General features: G+C 65.0%; 13 protein-coding genes and 1 pseudogene. 10 read left to right on the top strand and 4 right to left on the bottom strand.

Going from position 1 to position 15432, the window contains the following annotated elements:
- Positions 1-143 precede the first annotated feature (143 nt).
- Both VLR48_RS17355 and VLR48_RS17360 read left to right on the top strand, forming a co-directional pair.
- A complete protein-coding gene (locus tag VLR48_RS17355; protein WP_325292996.1) occupies positions 144-734 on the top strand; it encodes a nucleoside triphosphate pyrophosphatase in 591 nt (196 codons plus the stop codon).
- Positions 735-1120: 386 nt separating this feature from the next.
- Positions 1121-2674 carry a lytic transglycosylase domain-containing protein gene (locus VLR48_RS17360; protein ID WP_325292997.1) on the top strand — a complete coding sequence of 518 codons (1554 nt, stop codon included), beginning with the start codon at positions 1121-1123 and terminating at the stop codon, positions 2672-2674.
- An 88-nt stretch (positions 2675-2762) separates the two neighbouring features.
- Here VLR48_RS17360 and VLR48_RS17365 read toward each other — a convergent pair whose 3' ends face one another.
- Complete coding sequence (locus VLR48_RS17365) at positions 2763-5441, bottom strand: bifunctional acetate--CoA ligase family protein/GNAT family N-acetyltransferase (RefSeq protein WP_325292998.1); 2679 nt, start codon at positions 5439-5441, stop codon at positions 2763-2765.
- Between the two features lie 260 nt (positions 5442-5701).
- On the opposite strand from VLR48_RS17365, the gene VLR48_RS17370 reads away from it, so the two are divergent.
- The 3 genes from VLR48_RS17370 to VLR48_RS17380 all read left to right on the top strand — a co-directional run bounded on the left by VLR48_RS17370 (position 5702) and on the right by VLR48_RS17380 (position 9368).
- Positions 5702-6634, top strand: coding sequence for a histone deacetylase family protein (locus VLR48_RS17370; RefSeq protein ID WP_325292999.1), 933 nt, complete (start codon positions 5702-5704; stop codon positions 6632-6634).
- 286 nt (positions 6635-6920) lie between these two features.
- A complete protein-coding gene (locus VLR48_RS17375; RefSeq protein ID WP_325293000.1) occupies positions 6921-7706 on the top strand; it encodes a dienelactone hydrolase family protein in 786 nt (261 codons plus the stop codon).
- Between the two features lie 216 nt (positions 7707-7922).
- On the top strand, positions 7923-9368 hold the full coding sequence (locus VLR48_RS17380) for a deoxyribodipyrimidine photo-lyase (RefSeq protein WP_325293001.1): 1446 nt from the start codon (positions 7923-7925) through the stop codon (positions 9366-9368).
- On the opposite strand, the gene VLR48_RS17385 is transcribed toward VLR48_RS17380, so the two are convergent.
- The 3 genes from VLR48_RS17385 to VLR48_RS17395 form a co-directional block, all read right to left on the bottom strand.
- On the bottom strand, positions 9349-10155 hold the full coding sequence (locus VLR48_RS17385) for a TatD family hydrolase (protein WP_325293002.1): 807 nt from the start codon (positions 10153-10155) through the stop codon (positions 9349-9351). The two genes, VLR48_RS17380 and VLR48_RS17385, sit on opposite strands and share 20 nt — an antisense overlap.
- 212 nt (positions 10156-10367) lie before the next feature.
- A complete protein-coding gene (locus VLR48_RS17390; RefSeq protein WP_325293003.1) occupies positions 10368-11108 on the bottom strand; it encodes an NYN domain-containing protein in 741 nt (246 codons plus the stop codon).
- A 113-nt stretch (positions 11109-11221) separates the two neighbouring features.
- Positions 11222-11764, bottom strand: a complete 543-nt coding sequence (locus VLR48_RS17395; RefSeq protein ID WP_325293004.1) for a DUF2058 domain-containing protein — start codon at positions 11762-11764, stop codon at positions 11222-11224.
- 258 nt (positions 11765-12022) lie between these two features.
- Here VLR48_RS17395 and VLR48_RS17400 point away from each other — a divergent pair, with 258 nt between their 5' ends.
- From VLR48_RS17400 to VLR48_RS17420, 5 genes and pseudogenes are all read left to right on the top strand, one after another.
- Positions 12023-12538: an OmpH family outer membrane protein gene (locus VLR48_RS17400; RefSeq protein ID WP_325293005.1), complete on the top strand. Its 516-nt coding sequence runs from the start codon at positions 12023-12025 to the stop codon at positions 12536-12538.
- Between the two features lie 190 nt (positions 12539-12728).
- On the top strand, positions 12729-12965 hold the full coding sequence (locus tag VLR48_RS17405; protein WP_325293006.1) for a YdcH family protein: 237 nt from the start codon (positions 12729-12731) through the stop codon (positions 12963-12965).
- 251 nt (positions 12966-13216) lie between these two features.
- Positions 13217-13849: an MBL fold metallo-hydrolase gene (locus tag VLR48_RS17410; RefSeq protein WP_325293007.1), complete on the top strand. Its 633-nt coding sequence runs from the start codon at positions 13217-13219 to the stop codon at positions 13847-13849.
- Between the two features lie 55 nt (positions 13850-13904).
- The gene (locus VLR48_RS17415) at positions 13905-14765 is read left to right on the top strand and encodes a hypothetical protein (protein ID WP_325293008.1); all 861 of its coding nucleotides are present in this window, start codon (positions 13905-13907) and stop codon (positions 14763-14765) included.
- Positions 14766-14872: 107 nt separating this feature from the next.
- Positions 14873-15432, top strand: a pseudogene (locus VLR48_RS17420) (DUF349 domain-containing protein); the annotation flags it as partial.

Raw genomic sequence — 15432 nt, forward strand, 5'->3', positions numbered from 1 at the left:
GGCTGAAGTATAAAACAAAAAAGCCCTCGCAATCGATTGCGAGGGCTTTTTTGTTTTATACTTCAGCCCGACCGACCGAGCGCCCCAGCCTTGAATGAAGGCAGCCGGGCGTCCTCCGGAAACCCCTTCAGGATCCCGACACCGTGCCTGCGCCCGCGCTTGTTCTTGCATCGACCTCGCCCTACCGGCGCCAACTCCTGGAGCGCTTGGGGCTGCCCTTTACGACCGCGGCCCCCGAGGTCGACGAACGCCCGCGCCCCGGTGAATCGCCTCAGGTGCTGGTCCTGCGCTTGGCGGAGGCCAAGGCCAGGGCGGTCGCCTCCACCCGTCCGAACGCGCTCGTCATCGGGTCGGATCAGGTCGCCTGTATCGACGAGGAGATCTTGGGAAAGCCCGGAGACCGGGCCCGCGCCATCGCCCAACTGGAGCGGGCGTCCGGGCGAATCGTCGTCTTCCAGACGGGCTTGTGTCTGCTGAACACAGCGTGCGGGCGCGCCCAAACCCTCGTCGAACCCTTTCGCGTCCATTTCAGACACCTCGACCGACAACAGATCGAAGGGTATCTGGATCGCGAGCAACCCTTCGATTGCGCCGGCAGCTTCAAGTCGGAAGGTCTCGGTATCGCGTTATTCGAGCGGCTTGAAGGTGACGATCCCAATACCTTGATCGGACTACCTCTCATCCGCTTGGTCTCATTGCTCGAATCGGAAGGAATACATCCGCTTCATGACTGATCAAGCGGTGAATCGGGGTCGAGCTCACTCATCGGGCACGCCGAACGCGATCGCAATGCACTGGAATGAGCAATTTCAACAACACACTGAAATATATGATATTAGCCAACAAAAGCTCAGGCCATTTCAAGAATACGAGTCCTGCGGAGCGCATGGAAAAACGAGGCATTTTATCCGCAATCGTACATTGCAAAGACGGCTTTCGTGAGCCAATATCAAATCGTCGTCGAAAAGATGACGCAGAGCGCGCCTGCCGAGTCGATCATCCCGCTTCGCATTCGCATGGTATCGCCTTGGCCCCGTACGAGCCTGCGCGCTCATTCGGAGTATTCACCGTCGCAACAGCTGCGACGCGCCCGGCTCACGCTCGAGAGGACACGCGGACCATGCCGACCTATCCGATCAGTATCAGGTATCTAGCGTTCCTGCTGTTGTCGATTGCCCTGCTCGGCTTAGCGGGCTGCGGCAGCGACGGCGGTCAACGCGACACCTCAGGAGAAAGCTGGACCCAAGGCGAGGTGGTCGCCGGCTCGGACACCTTCCCCGTTCCGGCGGAGATCCAGCCCAATGTCGATTTCTGGCGCCACGTCTACGGCATCTGGGGTCGCGGAGACGTCGCCATCCACGACGACCAGCACATGGACGTCATCTACGAGGTCGTCAAGCTGCCCCTGCCCATCAAAGAAGGCTACACGGACTCGCAACGCTCGCTGGTGCGCGACCGTACGGATGCTTACAAGGGCCAGCTGCGCCTTCTGGAAGAGCGCGTGCGAACCGGGCAGAGCCTGAGCAGCAGCGACAAGGCGCTCCTGGCGAAGCTCGAGCGGTCCGGCGGTCGCGCCGCGGTCTACGGGGCTGCCGACCGCGTGCGCAGTCAACGCGGTCTGCGCGAACGCTTCCATCGCGGCGTGGAGATCAGCGGACGGTACGACACGGCCTTTCGCGAGATCATGCGCAGTCACGGTGTCCCGGAGGATCTCGCCTATCTCCCGCACGTGGAATCCTCGTTTCAGACCAATGCCCGATCCGGCGTCGGCGCCGCAGGCGTGTGGCAGTTCATGCCCGCAACCGGTCGGATGTACATGAACGTCAACGACACCGTCGACGAGCGACTCGATCCCATCATCGCGGCCGACGGTGCCGCTCGTTATCTCTCCCAGGCCCATCGCCGCCTCGGGAGCTGGCCTCTCGCCATCACCTCCTACAACCACGGTCAAGGCGGGATGGCGAATGCCAAGGCCCAGCACGGCAACGACATCGGCGGCATCGTGAAGAACTACCGCGGCCAATACTTCGGCTTCGCGTCACGGAATTTCTACGCCGAGTTCATCGCCGCCCGCGAGGTGACACGCAACGCCGATCGCTATTTCCCGGAGGGTGTCCGCCGCGAGGAGCCTTGGCCGCACGATCGTCTGGTCCTTCAGCACCCCATGCCGGTGGACCACCTCGCCGGACACTACGGCCTGACCCCGAATCGCCTGGCCGACTTGAACATGCATTGGCGCGACCGCGCACGCGACGGTCGGGCCTATCTGCCCCCGGGCAGCACGGTGTGGCTCCCGGCCGGAACCAAACAGCGCGTCGCCAGCCATCCGCCACCGGTCTCCAACGTCCTGGTCGCCCGCGCCGAACCCAAGGCATCGCCGGTAGCCCGTCAGGCCATCGCCAAGGTCGAGCGGCCGGCCACCAAGCCGACGACGCCCAAGGTGCAGGCATCGACGAAGCCGGCGGCAAAGGTGACCACCAAACAGGTCGCAAAGGCGCCGGCCGAGAAGAAGTCGACCACGGCGGCGCGCTACCATGTCGTCAAGCCGCAGGAGACGCTCTATCGCGTCGCGGTTCAGAACGGCATCACTGTCGCCGAGCTGCGCAAGCTGAACAAGATGCGGCCGGACGACAACAAGATTCGCCCGGGACAGAAGCTCAAGGTCAGCATTTAAGCCGCGTCCGGCGCGGCCTGACTGAACTGGAGCGGGTCCGGCGTGGTGCGGACCCAGCAAGGTCGGCTGGACGTGGTTTAAATGGATATTAAAGCACCTTACTCACCCATTTGACCGCCATGTCCTGCGGGTCGCTTTCGATGCGGAATCCGAGTGATTTGACCAAGGCCAGCATCCGACTGTTGGCACTGAGCACCTCGCCGTCCATGACTCTAAAGCCGCGCGAGCGGGCGTTCTGCATCAGCGAGCGCATCAATCGCGCGCCGATTCCGAGGTTGCGCCAGGTGTCGGAGACGACGATCGCGAACTCGCAGGCCTCGCCGCCCGGTCGGGCCATATAGCGGGCCACGCCGACCTGGACGTCGGACCCATCGTGCTCGACCACACCGATCAGGGCCATCTCGCGGTCGTAGTCGATCTGGGTGAAGCGCACCAACATCTCGGGCGTCAGCTCCTTGATCGCCTGCATGAATCTGAAATACTTGGTCTGCTCCGAGAGACCCCGAACGAACTCCTGCTCCATCTGGGCATCTTCCGGGCGAATCGGTCGAATCACCAGATCCTTGCCGTCCGGCAGTTGGACACGCTCGATGAGGTGGCTCGGATAGGGGTGGATCGCCATGTGTCCGTAGGTCGTCTGCTGGGGCGGACGATAATCGACCTTGATGCGCGCATCCACGGCAACGACATCCTTGTCGTTTCCGATCAATGGGTTGATGTCCATCGAGATGATCTCGGGCAACTCGCAAACCATCTCGGAAACCCGTTGAAGAATCTTCGCCAAGGCCACGCGATTCATCGGCGGCATGTGCTGGAAGGCACCCATGAGACGCACGATCCGGGTGTGGTCGATCATGGTCTGGATGATGAAGGCGTTGAGGGGCGGCAGACCGAGCGCGCGATCCTCGAGGACCTCGACCTTGGTGCCGCCGGCACCGAAACTGATGACGGGACCGAAGATCCGGTCCCGGGTCACGCCGATCATCAGCTCGCGTGCAGCACGCGTGGAGGCCATGTGCTCGACCGTGATGCCCTCCATGCGCGCATCCGGACGCAGCCGCTTGGCACGCTCGACGATCTCGGTGAAGGTCCGGCGCACCGATTGGGCATCGTCGATGTTCAGCCGCACCCCGTCGACATCGGACTTATGCTCCAGATCCGGCGAGTTGATCTTCATCACCACCGGGAATCCTAGGGCTTGGGCGGCCATCAGGGCCTCGTTCGGCGTGCGGGTCAACACCGCCTGCATCGTCGGGATGCGAAACGCTGAGAGGATCGCCTTCGCCTCCACCGTGCCCAGCGTCTTGCGCCCCTCGGCCATGACGCCCTCGATGATGAGGCGCGCGCCCTCCACGTCCGGTGCGTCCTCCTGCGAGAGCGGCCCAGGCGACTGCATCAGCAGCTTCTGGTTGCGCTGGTGGGTGGCGAGGAACGAGAAGGCGTCGATCGCCACCTCCGGGCTATCGAAATGCGGCACGTCGTGCTCGGCCAGCAGCTCTTGGGCCTCGGCGACCCGCTTCCCGCCCATCCAACAGGCGAGCACCGGTTTGCGGCTGTCCTTGGCTGCCGCGATGACCTGCTCGGCCGTGGCAACCGGATCGCCGAACACCAAGGGCGCCAGGATACAGAGCACCCCGTCGACCTCCGGGTCCGCGAGACAGGCGTCCAAGGCGAGCCGATAGCGCTCCGGGGGGGCGTCGCCGATGATGTCGATCGGGTTGCCGTGCGACCAATGGTCAGGCAACGCCTTCTCCAGCGTCTGGCGTGTCGTATCACTGATCTGCGCAAGCGAGAGCCCAAGCTCGATAATCCGATCCGCGGCCAGCACACCCGGCCCGCCGCCGTTGGTGATGACGGCGATGCGGTCGCCCGTCAGACGCCGACGCGTGCCGAAGACCTGGGCGGCCGCAAACAACTGATCGAGGCTCGAGACCTGAACCACGCCGGCACGCTCGGTGACGGCGCGGAACACGTCCGCCGAGCCCACATAGGCACCGGTGTGCGACTTGACCGCGCGGGTTCCGGCCGGATGCCGCCCCGCCTTCACCACCACCACGGGCTTCAGCCGCGCCGCCGCGCGCAGCCCGCTCATGAAATGGCGTGCGTTGCGGATCCCTTCCACGTACAGCAGGATGCATTGTGTCTGGCTGTCCAGGGCGAGATAGTCGAGCACGTCGCCGAAGTCGACATCCGCCGCCGCCCCCAGCGAAACCATCGCCGAGAAACCGATCCGCCGCCGCTCGGACCAATCGATCATCGCCGTGCAGATCGCACCGGATTGCGACACCAGGGCCACGTTGCCGCGGCGCGGGAGATCCTGCCCGACGCTGGCGTTCAGGCCGTGCTGCGGGCGCATCGCCCCGATGCAGTTGGGTCCGAGGACGCGGATACGGTTGCTTCGGGCCGCCTCGACCATCCGTTCCTGAAGGTTGATCCCGCGTTCGCCGTACTCGCCGAAGCCGGCGGAATGGACCACCGCCACCTTCACCCCGTAGCCGCCGCACTGATTGAGGATCTCCGGGACGCGATCGGCGGGTGTGGCGATCAGCGCCAGATCGACGTGCTTGTCGAGCTGATCCAGGTCGCGGTAGCAGGGCTCGCCGGCCACCTCCTTGTATTTGGGATTGATTGCATAGGCATTGCCTTTGAAGCCGCCGGCCAGCAGATTGCGAAACACCATGCCGCCGATGGACCCCTCGCTGTCGCTGGCCCCGAAGACCGCAACGGCGGTGGGCGTGAAGAGTTGTTCGATATCGGATACGCGCATGGAATCGCCCTCCCGGGCAATAAAAAGGATTAAGCTAAACCGCGTTCGAAACGCGTCGGGCGTGACATTCCCGGGTGCTGTATCGGTGATGCCTCGGATGCGTCCACCGGTGTCGGCGTAGACGCGTTTCGAAGATCAAAAAGCTCGAAAAATTAGGATTCAGGGATTCGACACGGGCGCGACCATGCGCCGAACGACAACAAGAATTGCCCGGGTACCATCCAACTCCCGCGTGCGATCAATGCCTTGAGGACCTTTGCATGAACCTCGCCTTCGTCTCTCACCCATTGTGTCAGCAGCACAAGATGGGCGCGCACCATCCCGAGTGTCCCGAGCGACTCTACGCCATCCAGGATCGCATGATCGCCTCGGGGATGGAGATGCTGGTGACCCACTACGACGCACCCGAGGCGAGCCTGGAGCAGCTGACTCGCGTGCATGACGCCGACTATGTCCAAGGGCTGTTCGAGGCCGCCCCGGAGGTCGACGACGTCTTGGTCTGGGTCGACGGCGACACCGCCATGAACAGCCACACCCTGCCGGCTGCCCTGCGATCGGCCGGCGGCGCCATCCTCGGGGTCGACCTGGTGATGAGCGAAAAACATCACGCCGCGTTCTGTTGCGTGCGCCCGCCCGGCCATCATGCCGGACGACGCTCGGCCGGAGGCTTTTGTCTCTTCAACAACGTCGCCGTCGGTGCCGCACATGCGATGGCCGAGCACGGCATCGAGCGGATCGCCATCGTCGATTTCGACGTCCACCACGGCAACGGGACCGAGGAGATCTTCAGCGGCGACGAACGGGTGCTCTTCTGCTCGAGCTTCCAGCACCCCTTCTATCCAGGCTGCGGCGCCGATTCCGATGCGCCGAACATCCTCAACCTGCCGCTGCCCAAGCTGACCGACGGGGCCGCCTTTCGGGCCGCTGTCGAGGCCGCCTGGTTGCCCAAGCTCGATGCCTTCGCGCCGCAGCTGGTCATGATCTCCGCGGGGTTCGATGGCCACGCCGAGGACGACATGGCCCATTTCAATCTGCGTGAGCCCGATTATGCCTGGATCACCCGCGAGCTCCATCTGCTGGCGCGCCGGCATGCACAGGAGCGTGTCGTGTCCTGTCTGGAAGGCGGCTACAGTCTGTCCGCGCTCGGACGCAGCGTCAGTGCCCATGTCGATGAATTGATCGGGCACGCATAATGCCATCGCGGCGACACAGATCGGGGTCTAGAGAGGTGTCCCGATAACCTGTTGCATTGCAGCATTAGGATAGAGAGGTCCCGCCCGTGCCGCAATGCCGATCACGCACCCATCGCGCGCGAATCTTGCTGGCGGCGCCCGGCGCCGGAGAAACGGCGCCGGGCTTGTCATCCGAACCCAATGGCCTGACCTTTGCGGGACCGCTGCGGGCGCAGCCTGACGACGCGCCCTGCCGCGGAGCCCGACCTGTCCCGAAGCTCAGTCAACCACCGGATCGGAGAGACTCATGAGAAGACCATCGACCCACATGGCCGCGTTGCTCCTCTGCACCCCTCTCGTTGCAGGCGCCGCCATCCAAACCGAGCGCGTCGAATATCGCGACGGCGACACCGTCCTCACGGGCTACCTCAGCTACGACGATGCGATCGAGGGCAAACGCCCCGGCGTACTTGTCATCCATGAATGGTGGGGCCTGAACGACTACGCGAAGAAACGCGCGGAGATGCTTGCCGAGCTTGGATATGTCGCCTTCGCCGCCGACATGTACGGCGACAACAAGGTCACCGAGCATGCGCCCGACGCCCAAGGCTGGATGCAGCAGATCACCGCCAATCAGTCGGCCTGGCAGCAGCGCGCCATGGCCGGACTCGACACCCTGAAGGCCAGCGACCGCGTCGATACCGAGAAGCTCGCCGCCATCGGCTACTGCTTCGGCGGCGCGACCGTGATGCAGATGGCCTATGCCGGTGCCGATCTCGACGGTGTGGCGAGCTTCCACGGCTCTCTGCCCCCGGCAAGCAACATAGAGCCCGGCACCATCAAGCCCAGCATCCTGATCGCCCACGGCGAGGCCGATAGCTTCGTCCCGCCCGAACGCATCGCCGCCTTCAAAGAGGGGCTCGACGCCGCCGGTGCGGATTGGCAGATGATCGTTTACTCGGGGGCACGCCACGGCTTCACCAACCCCGGTGCCACCGCCTACGGGATGGACGCACTCGTCTACGACCCCAAGGCCGATACACGGTCCTGGGCGCTGATGCAGGGATTCTTCGACGAGGTCTTCGCGGACTGAACCGCGTCCGGCGGGCAACACTCGGCTGGCGTTTGAGCTAGAGCTTGCGCAGCTCGTCACCGTCGGCGGTGACGCGGTTCAGTAAGACCAGTAACCATTCAATAACCACCGAGTGCGGGTGTAGGTGCGAATTTATTCGCACTTACAGCCCTTCAGCTCCTCCGGACCTCAACATCCGGCAACCGGACCCAAACCGACCCGAGACCGCACCACTCAATGCCGAGTACCGTTATCCTCTGGTTCCGTCGTGACCTGCGTCTCGACGACAATCCGGCGCTGCAAGCGGCCCTGGTCGACTGCGACAGACTCGTACCCGTCTACATCCATGACCCGGACTCGGAGGCGCCCTGGTCACCCGGTGCAGCAAGTCGGTGGTGGCTGCACGGCAGCCTGTCGAGCCTGGACCAGGCCCTACAGACGTTCGGCAACCGGCTCCTGATCGCACGCGGGGACAACCTCGCCGAGCTGCGGCGCATCGTCGCGGCGACCGGCGCCACCCGGATCCACTGGAATCGCCTCTACGATCCGACCTCGCGCGAGCGCGATGGACGGATCAACCAAGCCCTGCGGGCCGACGGCCTGCGGGTGGACAGTCACAACGCGTCCCTTCTGTTCGAGCCTTGGGAGATCGCCACCGGCAACGCCGAGCCCTACCGGGTCTTCACCGCCTTCTGGCGTCGCTGCGCCGCTCGGCTTTCCGAGGTCCCCACCCTGCCCGCTCCGGCGACCTTGCCGCCGCCTCCCGAGTCTCTTGTCTCGCTGCCCCTCGAAAGCCTCGACCTGCTGCCGAGCATCTCCTGGGACAGGGGATTACGCGAGACCTGGACACCCGGCGAGACCGCTGCGCTCAAGCAGGCACGCACCTTCGTGCAGGAGCGAATCCGGGGCTACGCGACCGAGCGCGACCTGCCGGCCCACACCGGGACATCCGCGCTTTCTCCGCACCTGCACTTCGGCGAGATCGGTCCGCGTCGGATCCTCGCCATGGTCAAAGAGCGTTGGGGCGACCCGACCGCGGACCCGGTCGAGCCCTTCGTGCGCGAGATCGGCTGGCGCGAGTTTGCGCACCACCTGATCTATCACTATCCCCACACCACCGATGAGCCGCTGGATCGACGCTTCGCCGCTCTGCCCTGGCGCGAAGAGGATGCCGATCGGATGCTGCGGGCCTGGCAACGCGGCGAGACCGGCATCCCGCTGGTCGATGCCGGCATGCGCCAGCTCTGGCACACCGGCTGGATGCACAATCGGGTACGCATGGTCGTCGCCTCCTTCCTGACCAAGAACCTGCGCCTGCCCTGGCAGGCCGGCGCACGCTGGTTCTGGGATACCCTGGTCGACGCGGATCTCGCCGCCAACAGCCTCGGCTGGCAGTGGAGCGCCGGCTGCGGCGCGGACGCAGCCCCCTACTTCCGCATCTTCAACCCGGTCCTGCAGGGCGAGCGCTTCGACAAGAGCGGGGCCTATGTTCGACGCTGGTGCCCGGAGCTGGCCCGACTCCCGGACAAATACATCCATCAACCCTGGACCGCCCCGACCGCCCTGCTCGATCACGCCGGCATCCGGATCGGGCGCGACTACCCGGCCCCGATCGTGGATCTCAAGGCATCGCGCGAGGCGGCCCTGGCGGCTTACGAGGTCGTCAAGTCGGCGGGGCGCTGACGCGACCCGAGCCGGAGCGATCGATCCCGTCGAGGCCCGGCAAGACCGCGCATGCATTTTCCGTCGTAAGGGCCGCCAAGACATCGGGCGACTCGCCCCTAACCTCGGCCAACGCCTGCAAAACATCCGGTAAATACTCGGGACTGTTGCGCTCGCCCCGATGCGCGGCGACCGTCATGTCCGGCGCATCCGTCTCGAGCACGATCGCCTCGGCCGGCAGCGCGGCCGCGAGACGGCGCAGACGCGAGGAACGAGTAAAGGTCAACATCCCACCGAAGCCGAGCCGGAAGCCTAGATCCAGATACTGCTGCGCCTGCTGGATACTGCCGTTGAAGGCATGCGCGATACCGCCCATCACCCGCGCACGCCGCAGGGTCGCCAACATCTCCTCATGCGCCTTGCGCACATGCAGGAGGACCGGCAGATCCGCGTCACGCGCGACCGACAACTGCGCTTCGAGCAGGGCCTGCTGACCCGCCCGATCCAGCTCGGGCAGAAAATAATCCAGACCGATCTCGCCGACCGCGAGCGGGCGATGCTCGGCGATCGCACGCTCCAAGGCGGCAAGATCCGACGCACGGTGACGATCGAGATAGACCGGATGCAGACCCAGCGCCGGATAGAGATCCTCCGCCGATGCACAGAGCGCGAGCAGACCACCCCAACCCTCTGAATGGATGGCCGGAACCACGATAGCCGCCACACCCGCCGAACGCGCCCGAGCCAACACCGCCCCTCGATCGGCATCGAACTCGGCAACATCCAAATGGCAGTGTGTGTCGATCATGAGTCGCATCCCGGACGGCATCGCCGTCTCGCGAGACAAGTGCACCGCCACCACCCGGGCTGTGCGAATAAATTCGCACCTACGGCCCTTTCATGGCAGCGCAGTCGGGATGAGCATTCCCGGAAATCACCTTAAACCGCGTCCACTCAAACGCCGTAGATACGAGCAACACAGCCCCACTCGCAGCCCGCGCATACCCCTCCGGACGCGGTTTAAGCCGCCGACTTCTGATCCCGCACGAACAACGCCTTGTGCGGTCCACGCCCGACCTGCCGTTCCTCGATGTCGAAGAGTTGGATCGCCTTGAGCAGTCCGCTGAGCTTGGCATAGCCGTAGTTGCGCGAGTCGAACTCGGGGCTGCGTTTGGCGATCGCCGAGCCGACGGCGCCGAGACCCGCCCATCCGGTGTCGTCCGCGGCACCATCCAAGGCGGCACGCAGCAGGTTCACCAATTTGGTGTCGCGCTGCAGATCCTTGCCGCTCTTGCGCGTCGTCGAGTCGCCGGCCGCACCCTCGCGCAGCACCTCGGTGAAGACGAACTTGTCGCAGGCCGCGACGAAGGGCTCCGGGGTTTTCTGCTCGCCGAAGCCGTAGACCGTCATGCCGGACTCGCGCAGACGCGAGGCCAGGCGGGTGAAATCGCTGTCGCTCGAGACGATACAGAAGCCGTCGAAGTTGCGCGAGTACAGCAGATCCATGGCGTCGATCATCATGGCCCCGTCGGTCGCGTTCTTGCCCTTGGTATAGCGGAACTGCTGCATCGGCTGAATCGAGTGACGCAGCAGGGTGTCCTTCCAGGACCCCAGATTGGGCAGGGTCCAATCCCCGTAGATGCGCTTGACGTGGGCCGTGCCGTATTTTGCGACCTCGGCGAGAAGCCCCTCGACGATGCTCGCTTGGGCGTTGTCGGCATCGATGAGCACGGCGAGCTTGAGGTTGGCGTTGTCGGACATCCGTGGTTTTCCTGTCGTTCGGTCTTTGAATTCAGTGGATTGCAATCAAATCGGATCAGTCTGCATCGCATCCGGCGCCTGATCGCATCATCGGGCGGAATCACCGCCCCCCATCACCAGATGAGGTCGTCCGGGACCTGATAGTCGGCGTAGGGATCGTCCGCGTCCTTCTCCTCGGCGGCCGTGTTGTGGACTAGGACCAGGCTCGCATCGCGCGCCGCCACCCGCACGGCGATCTCCGCGGGCACGACCTCGTAGAAGGCATCCTGTCGGACCACGGCCAGGCTTCCCGCGACCAGCTTCGCGTGCTGCTCCTTGTTGACATAGATGCGCTTGAGCGTCGTGCCGTCGGTGAAATTGAACGCCAGATCGCCGCGATCGCGCACCACCCGATGGGTGTGCACGAGCTGGCGAATCTCGTTCTCCGCCGCACGCAACGCCGCCTCCTCCTGACGGCGCAGATTCAGCGCGCGGTCGCGCTCGAGCTTCTCGCGACGGGCACGCTCGGCGGCCAGCCGGGCCTCGTTGTCCTGCGCCGTACTGCGTGGACCGGCATGCTGCTTGGTCTTTTTGTGCTTGGTGGTACGTGCCTGCTTGAGCTTCTGCTCGTCGACCAAGCCGGCCTTGAGCAATTGGTCCTGCAACGAGTTGCCCACGGTGTGGATCTCCGAAAAAGATGTCGCCGATCGCCGAGCCGGTCCAAGTCCGCGAACCATCGGCGAATACCCGAACGCCCGAGCCGTGCGACAGGATCCGACAGGCGCGCCCGCGACGCAAGCATGCGAGTGGTTTCCACGGGCCGAGAGCGAGGGTTAGAATCGCGCGCGCCGCCGTTCCGCGATCGGCCCAGCCGCTGTATGCTCGCGGACCACGTCTGGCCTCATCCCACTCTATCGATCCCCGGAGTCCTGCTCATGACCCGTTCCGCCCTCCTTGTCGCCCTTGCCCTTTTCATCATCGTGCCGACCCATGCCTTGGCCGCCGAGGTGCTGGGCTATGTCGACATGCAAAAAGTCCTCGAGGAAAGCAAGTTGGGCAAGCGTCTGCAAGACCAGTTGCGTGAAGAGTTCGAACCGCGTGGCCAGGAGATGGCCGCCGAGGAGCAGGAGATCCGCAAGCTTCAGCAGACGCTCGAGCGCGATGGACCACTGATGAGCGCCGACCAGGTCAGCAAGCAGGAGGCCGACGTGCAGAAGCGCATCGCGGCATTCCAGGAGAAGGCGAACGGCATCCAGCAGGAGATCATGAAGGTCCAGCAGGCCAAGAGCCGCGAGATTATCGGCCCGGCGCGCGACTCCATCAGCGCCGTCGCCAAGAAGAACAAGATCGGCATGGTCGTCGAGCCCGGGATGTCCGGGGTCCTCTATCTCGACGAAAAGCTTGATCTGACCGCCGAGGTCGTCAAACACCTGGACGCGAATACCAAGTAAGGCGGCAGTCACGCGGACCGTTCGGCGTGAACGGGCTATGTCCGACCCGTGACGCTGCGGTATCATTTTCGAACATCGAGCCGGGATCGCCGCTGCGCCTGCACCCGGCGAGTCAGACCCGCCCCGACCACACACGAGCGCCGGCGCGACGACTGCGCGGGCTACTGCACCTTTTTGAGGAACGGACACAATGCTTGGCGAATCACACGACCTGCTTCACGAGTTCCCCGATCTCGAAACGAAGATCTCGGCACTACGCTCGGACAACGCCGAGTTCGCGCGACTGATGGACGACTACGACGCACTCGACGCCCGGGTGCGCGACCTCGAAGAACTGGGCACACCCGTCGCCGACGAGACCATCGAGGAGCTCAAGAAGGAACGTCTCGTTCTGAAGGACACGCTCTACGCCATTTTGCGTTCCTGAGGGCAGACCTGGTTGCCGACATCGCCCCTTGATCCGGGCTTCTCGCGCGCCGGCAACCCGACCCGAGAGGCCCCGTCGCCAGTAAGAAGGACGTCTCGCGCTTACCCGTAGTCCCCGCATGGATCGGCCGACCATCGCGGCCGGGATCCCGTCCGAGCGCCTCCATCGGGTCTCTATCGAGTCCTGGACAACCCCGACACCAGATGAAACCATGCGAGGACTTCGAGCCCCGACCGCGTGATCCAGACCCCGTGCAATTTCGAATCATCCCCGTCACCCCCTTTCAGCAGAACACCACCCTGCTCTGGTGCGAGCGAACCCGAGCAGCCGTCATCGTCGATCCGGGTGGCGAGGCCGAGCGCCTCCTCGAGCAGGTCTCAGCGCTCGAGCTGAAACCCGAATATGTGCTGCTCACCCACGGGCACCTCGACCACGTTGGCGCCAGCGCCGAGATCGCGCGCCGACTCGGCATCCCGATCTGGGGTCCGCACCCCGACGACGCCTTCTGGCTCAACGCCTTGGCCGAGCAGTGCGAGATGTTCGGCTTTCCGCCCGTCACCGCCTTCGAGCCCGACCGCTGGCTGAAGGCGGGCGAGCGTATCGCCGTCGGCGAGGAGACCCTCGAGGTTCTGCATTGCCCCGGTCACACGCCGGGCCATCTCGTCTTCTTCGACGCACACGACAAGCTCGCACAGGTCGGCGACGTTCTCTTCAAGGGCTCGATTGGACGCACCGACTTTCCGCGCGGAAATCATCGCCAGCTCCTCGACTCCATCCGGGAGCGCCTCTTTCCGCTCGGAGACGATGTCCGCTTCATCCCCGGACACGGCCCCATGTCGACCTTGGGCGAGGAGCGACGCACCAACCCTTTCGTTCGCGAATAAGCGTTCGCCGAGCAACGTCCGCAACCGGGCAACCGCCCGCGGAAGGAACGGCATCATGCGAAAATCAAGCATCCCGACGCCGACACCGGGCCGTAAAAGCAGCCCGCCGCGCAGCCGCTCGCTGCGCAACCCGCAGGCCGAGCCGCCGGATGCTCCGCCGCAAAACGCGCTCAAGCGCACCAAGAAGGCCCATTTTCTCGAACCCTACCGACTCTCCGAGCCCGGCCGCGCCGCCCTGCTCGCGTGCCTGACCGAGCAGGCCGTCGGCGATCCGGAAAGCCGCGAGCTGTTCGCCTCCGCCGTCGAGTACGGCATCGCGAGCTGTCGTGCCTCCACGAAGGACACCCACGCCTCCGCGCAACCCGCGGCCGCATCCGAGCCGGACGTGCGTCCGACCGCGCAGCCGGATACAACCCCGGCCGCCGAGCCGACCCCGGACCCAAACGCCCCGCATTCGACCCTTGCGGAGACCGCGCGTCTGCTCGTCCGGGAGATCGGGGCGCTCGACGAGGGATCCCGCGAGGCGATCACGGGCCGGCTGCGCGCCTCCGACCCCTTCGACCGAGTCCATGACCAAGCCTATCTGGACGCGGTCTGTCGCGAGGTCGAGCGCATCGCCGAGGCCGCCTCCGTCCTCCTCGCCGCAGCGCCCGTGCCGCCGCCCGTTTCCCTGCCTGAATCTCCCGCTGCGGCCACGTCCACACCGGCGGGGGGAGATCCGGACGACCCGATCGGAGAGACCGCGCGTCGCCTCGTTCGGCGCATCGCCGACGCCTACGAGGCCTGCTTCGAGACCAAGGCCGAGACCGGCGCCGGATACCCATTCATCCCGGTGCTTCGGCTCATCGCTGCGGACGCCGGGATCGCACTGCCTGCGCAGGACGCCCGACTTCTCGCGGTCCTACCGCATCCCTGACGCCTAGGCGCATCGCTCGATCGTCTCGCCGTTCGCAGTCGTCGGGCCGTTCGGCCGCGTTTCTGAGTACAATGGTCGGTCCGTGGGCAACGGTTGGCGAGTATCACATGCTATTCGAGCGCTTTCTCAAGAAAAAACGACAAGATACACACAAGGAAGAAGACCAGGAGGTTCTGGCCGAACGCGCCCGCAATCATGAAGACCCTGCGGTTCGGCGCGAGGCGACCCGCAGACTGGTCGGGCTGTCCCATCTTCGCCTCATCGTCGCCGAGGACGCCGACGCCGGCGTGCGCGAGATCGCCGCCGCCCGCTATCGGCATCTTCTGTGCGGGACCCAGCCGGCCGAGCTCACACCCGACGGCGTGAGCGTGGATGTGCGGGTGGCGGAGCTGTCGCACGTCGAGGACGCGCGCATCCTCGAGCAGGTCGCCATCCAAGGGCTGGCCCCCGAGGTGCGTCGCGCCGCGATCGAGCGGCTGCAGTCTCCCGAGGTGCTTGCGCTCTGCGCGGTCCAGGATCCGCTCGCCGCCAACCGCGGCGCCGCCGTGGAGCGCATCGAGACCAAGGACGCGCTCGAGCAGGTCGTGCGTCAGATCGGCAAGCGCGACAAGAACGTCTACCGCAGCGCACGCGAGAAGCTGCGCCTGATCGCCGAGCGCGAAGAGCG

Source organism: Thiocapsa sp., assembly GCF_035467215.1.
Taxonomy (GTDB): Bacteria; Pseudomonadota; Gammaproteobacteria; order Chromatiales; family Chromatiaceae; genus Thiocapsa.